The organism is Inquilinus sp. OTU3971 (assembly GCF_038440215.1).
Window position 1 is genome coordinate 1 of the sequence record NZ_JASATH010000347.1, and the last position, 4,107, is coordinate 4,107.

4 protein-coding genes are annotated in these 4,107 nt (G+C 67.8%); 2 read left to right on the plus strand and 2 right to left on the minus strand.

Annotated features, from left to right (window positions below):
- Nucleotides 1–130: 130 nt before the first annotated feature.
- Nucleotides 131–1,255: a DMT family transporter gene (locus AAHM41_RS39320; RefSeq protein WP_342242086.1), complete on the minus strand. Its 1,125-nt coding sequence runs from the start codon at nt 1,253–1,255 to the stop codon at nt 131–133.
- Complete coding sequence (locus AAHM41_RS39325) at nt 1,252–1,980, minus strand: alanyl-tRNA editing protein (protein ID WP_342242087.1); 729 nt, start codon at nt 1,978–1,980, stop codon at nt 1,252–1,254. The genes AAHM41_RS39320 and AAHM41_RS39325 overlap by 4 nt, the downstream gene beginning before the upstream one ends.
- A gap of 242 nt (nt 1,981–2,222) precedes the next feature.
- Here AAHM41_RS39325 and AAHM41_RS39330 point away from each other — a divergent pair, with 242 nt between their 5' ends.
- Both AAHM41_RS39330 and AAHM41_RS39335 read left to right on the plus strand, forming a co-directional pair.
- On the plus strand, nt 2,223–3,059 hold the full coding sequence (locus AAHM41_RS39330; RefSeq protein ID WP_342242088.1) for an AraC family transcriptional regulator: 837 nt from the start codon (nt 2,223–2,225) through the stop codon (nt 3,057–3,059).
- Nucleotides 3,060–3,476: 417 nt separating this feature from the next.
- Nucleotides 3,477–4,107: hypothetical protein (locus tag AAHM41_RS39335; RefSeq protein ID WP_342242089.1), on the plus strand; the 631-nt coding region annotated here is incomplete at its 3' end.

Consider the following 4,107-nt stretch of genomic DNA (forward strand, 5'->3'; position numbering starts at 1 on the left):
CCGTACCCCCTACCTGCCCCCCCCCCCCTGGGGGGGGGGGGGTAGGGGGAGGGGTCTGCGCGCGTCCGCGCGCGAATGTGCAGAGAACAGGTCCCGCAGCCAGGTTGGATGGCCGGAGTTCAGGCTGGCCTCAACGGCGAAAACCCCCTCCCCCTAACCCCCTCCCGCGAGGGGAGGGGGGACTCGTTTTTCTTTCGGTCGATGTCGTTGCTGGCCTTCGCGATGGCCCAGGAGACACTCTGAAAAAGCCCAGCAAGCGGGAGAGGCCATCGGTGAGCACTTGAGGCAACGGGAACGGACGCCCCGACAGCACCGCGATCGCGAAGCCGAGCAGGATCAGGCCGATGCCGGCGAGGTGGAAGCCGTGCACCGGCTCGCCGAGCAGCAGGAAGGCGAGCGCCGAGGAATAGACCGCCATGAGATGGAACGACGCCCCGGTCAGCGCCGGCCCCAGCGTCGCCACGCAGCGGTTCCAGAACAGGGTCGCCAGGAGCGAGGAGAACACGCCGATGAACAGCAGCGAGGCGACGGCATAGGACGCGACCGGAACCGAACGCCCCGCCGTCTCCTCGAAGATCCAGAACGGCGCCATGAGGACGCAGGCCGCGAGCGTCGTTGCCGCCAGGAACGCCATGTCCGGAACGCTCCTGGGATGCCAGCGCAGCAGGATCGAGTACAGCGCGAAGCCGGCGACGGCGAGAAGCACCAGGATCTCGCCGCCGCCGATCGACAGCGTGGCCAGCGTGGCGGGGTCGCCGCGCCCGACGATCCAGCCGACGCCGAGGAAGGACAGGACGATGCCGGCCACGACGCGCCGGCGCGGCGCCTCCCGGGTGATCGCCCAGGCGAAGATCGGCACCATCAGCGGCAGGGTGGAGTTGAGCATCGCCGCCGTCGCCGCCGGCGTGCTGTGCAGCCCGAGATAGTTCAGCACGGGATAGCCGGCGAAGCCGCTGGCGGCGCAGGCGACGATGACCGGCCAATGCGCCAGCAGCGCGCGCCGATGCGCGACCAGGTCGCGCCAGACGAAGGGCAGCAGCACCGCCGAGGCGACCACCCAGCGCCAGAAGGTCAGGCCGAAGGGCGGCAGCTCCTGGGCGAAGGCGCGGCCGATCACCAGGTTGCCGGCCCAGAACAGCGGCGGCAAAGGCAGCAGCGCATAGGGCCGGCGCCAGACCAGGTCCAGGAGACCGGCGGATCGGCCCGGCAGGCCGCCACGGCCCGGCAGGCGGCCCCCGCCCGGCGCGGCGGTCACGGCGCCGCCCCGGCCAGGCCGATGCGGATGCGCCGGTTGTGGCGGCCCTTGTTGTCGACCTTGAGGATGCGGATCGGCGCCGACCGGCCGGTCGAGGCCAGGTGGGTGCCGCCGCAGGCCTGGCGGTCCAGCCCGGCGATGTCGACGATGCGGATCCGGCCGTCCGCGGTCGGCGGCGGCGTCACCGATTTCGACCGGATCAGCCCCGGCGTGGCATGGCCCTCGGCGATCGTGACATAGTCGTCGCGCACCGCCAGGTCCTGGCGCACGACCTCGTTGATCGGGCCTTCCAGCGCGCGCAGCCGGTCGTTATCGGCGTCCGGCAGGTCGAAATCGAGCCGCGCCGTGCCGTCGGCGCCCAGCTGCGCCCCGGTGACCAGCGCGCCGTCGAAATGCCGGAACACCAGCGCGTTCAGGATGTGGGTGCCGGTGTGCAGCTCGCGCATCATCCGGCGGAACTCGGGGTCGACCACGGCCTCGACCGCGCCGGCGACCTCGGCCGTTGGGTCCTCCAGCAGGTGCCACAGCCGGCCGCCCGCGGGCTCGAAGCCGGCGACGGCGTGCTCGCCGCCCTGCCAGCGCAGCGTGCCGCGGTCCGCCAGCTGCCCGCCGCCGCCGGGATAGAAGGGGGACTGCGCCAGCAGCACCCGGCCCGGCCGGGCGTCGATCACCTCGGTCTCGAGGACGAGGCGATCCGGATTCTCGTGATAGAAGGAGCGTGCCATGATGAACGACCCGATGGAGTGAACTCGGGCAGTCTGGCGCCGGCGGCACCGGCGCTATTGGCGGAAATCGAGGTTCTGGTGGATTTCAGGGACCGCTTGGAAATGCGCTGGTGTGAGTCGGATGGCGGTGGTTTCGAGAACCGGCGCGCAGCGGACGTTGAAGTCCGTGAGCACCGGAAGCGCAGAAACCGCCGTCAGACGGCCGCACCAGTAGCGTTTCCAAGCGGTCTTGGGAGAGCGGCATGGCCCGGGTCGATCGGCTGAACATTGCCCATTACTGGCAGGATCGCAGCGTCCCCGGCCTCAGCCTGATGCAGGCGGATTTCCGCACCCAGGAATATCCGCCGCACCGGCACGAGGCGCTGGTCGTCGCCGTCACCGAGGGCGGCGGCTCGATCATCAAGACCCGCGGCGTGACCGAGCCGGCCAGCGAGGACCAGGCGCTGTTCGTGTTCAACCCGGTCGAGCCGCATGCCGGCTGGATGGGCGAGAGCCGGCGCTGGCTGTACCGCGCGCTGTATCTGGAGGAGGCGGCGCTGCACGAGGTGGCGCGGTCGCTCGGCGTCGAGGACCTGACCTATTTCACCCGCAACGCCTTCGCCGACCGCGACCTGATCGCCGGCTTCCTGTCGCTGCACCGCGCCCTGCAGGCCGGGCAGGACCCGCTGCTGGAGCGCGAGCTGCTTGTGACGACCTTCGGCACCCTGTTTCGCCGCCACGGCAGCGGCGAGGCGCGGATCCAGCCCGGGCCGCGCGACCGCACCCGGCTGCGGGCCGCCACCGACTTCATCCAGGCGCGCCTGGGCGAGACGATCTCGCTGGCGGAGCTGAGTGCTGCGGTCGGGCTGACCCAGTACCAGCTGATCAGCCTGTTCAAGCGCACCACCGGCCTGACCCCGCACGCCTATGTCACCCAGCTGCGCGTCGACCGCGCCGGCCGGTATCTGGCGCAGGGCCTGCCGCTCGCCGAGGTCGCCGTCGCCGCGGGCTTCTACGACCAGAGCGCCCTGACCCGCCACTTCAAGCGCTGCCACGGGATCACGCCGCTGCAATATGCCGGGGCGACGCGGGCGGCCTGAGGAGAGAGCTGTCGCGGCTTGTGGCTCGGTGCGGACGTGACCCAGCGAAGATCTGGGTTGTCCGGCCGGTCCCCATTGCGGACGTTCGGAGGCCGCCCAGGCTCCTCCAGAGCGGACATTTTCATCAAGAGCTCGTCCGCAAGGTAGCCTTCACGCTTCCTGACTGGAGTTTACTATTGCCGCCGCCTGAACGACTCCCGCAAACTGGACACCGCCGTCGAGGCAAGCGCAGCCGCAAACGGATAGTTCTTCGGGCCTACCTTTTCGAAGGGAGCGTAGAAAACACTAATTTCCGGCACCGGCATGTGACGCTCGTCGGGAAAAGTTGAATTCTTCGACACTTGTTCCAAACAGGGTTGTGCACGATCCGTAAATCCGAGACGGATCGAAAGATTGCCTCAAGCCCGACCAAGGATAATGGCCAACGCCGCTACCGTTCATCTGCCGCCACCGAAGGACTGGGATGCCTTCGAGGACATGTGCGCCGACACGTTCCAAAACCTCTGGGGCGACCACAATGCCACGCGCTACGGGCGTCAAGGACAGAGGCAGAACGGGGTGGACATATACGGCTCTCTCGCCGGAGGCGGCGTCGCTGGGGTGCAATGCAAGGGCAGGCGGAGCTGGCCTCCACCGAAGCTCACCATCGAAGGTCTCGATGTAGAAGTCGAGAAGGCGAAAGGCTTTGAGCCGAAGCTCACGGAATTTACGGTAGCCACCATCAATGCGGATGACGCCAAACTGCAGGACAGGGCTCGCGAACTAACTGTCGAACATCAAAAGCAGGGCCTGTTCAGAGTTCACGTCATTGGGTGGGGCGAGCTGACACGCAAACTAACACAGTTCCCCAACCTCCTTGAGAAACACTACAGCTTCACTTCACTCGGAACGTTGCTCACTGAAATTCCCGAACGTGCCGCTCAGCTCATAGCAGAGCAATTCGGCCGGATCGATTTTGGCAGAAGGTCTTACGATGAGCATTGCGACGCTATGCTGGCACCGCCAATTGATGAACCTGAGCTAATCGCGGCGAGTGAGCGGGACCTAG

Excerpts from the sequence above, each read along its gene's own strand:
- AAHM41_RS39330 (WP_342242088.1), top strand. The coding sequence starts at position 2,223 with ATGGCCCGGGTCGATCGGCTGAACATTGCCCATTACTGGCAGGATCGC.
- AAHM41_RS39325 (WP_342242087.1), bottom strand. The coding sequence starts at position 1,980 with ATGGCACGCTCCTTCTATCACGAGAATCCGGATCGCCTCGTCCTCGAG.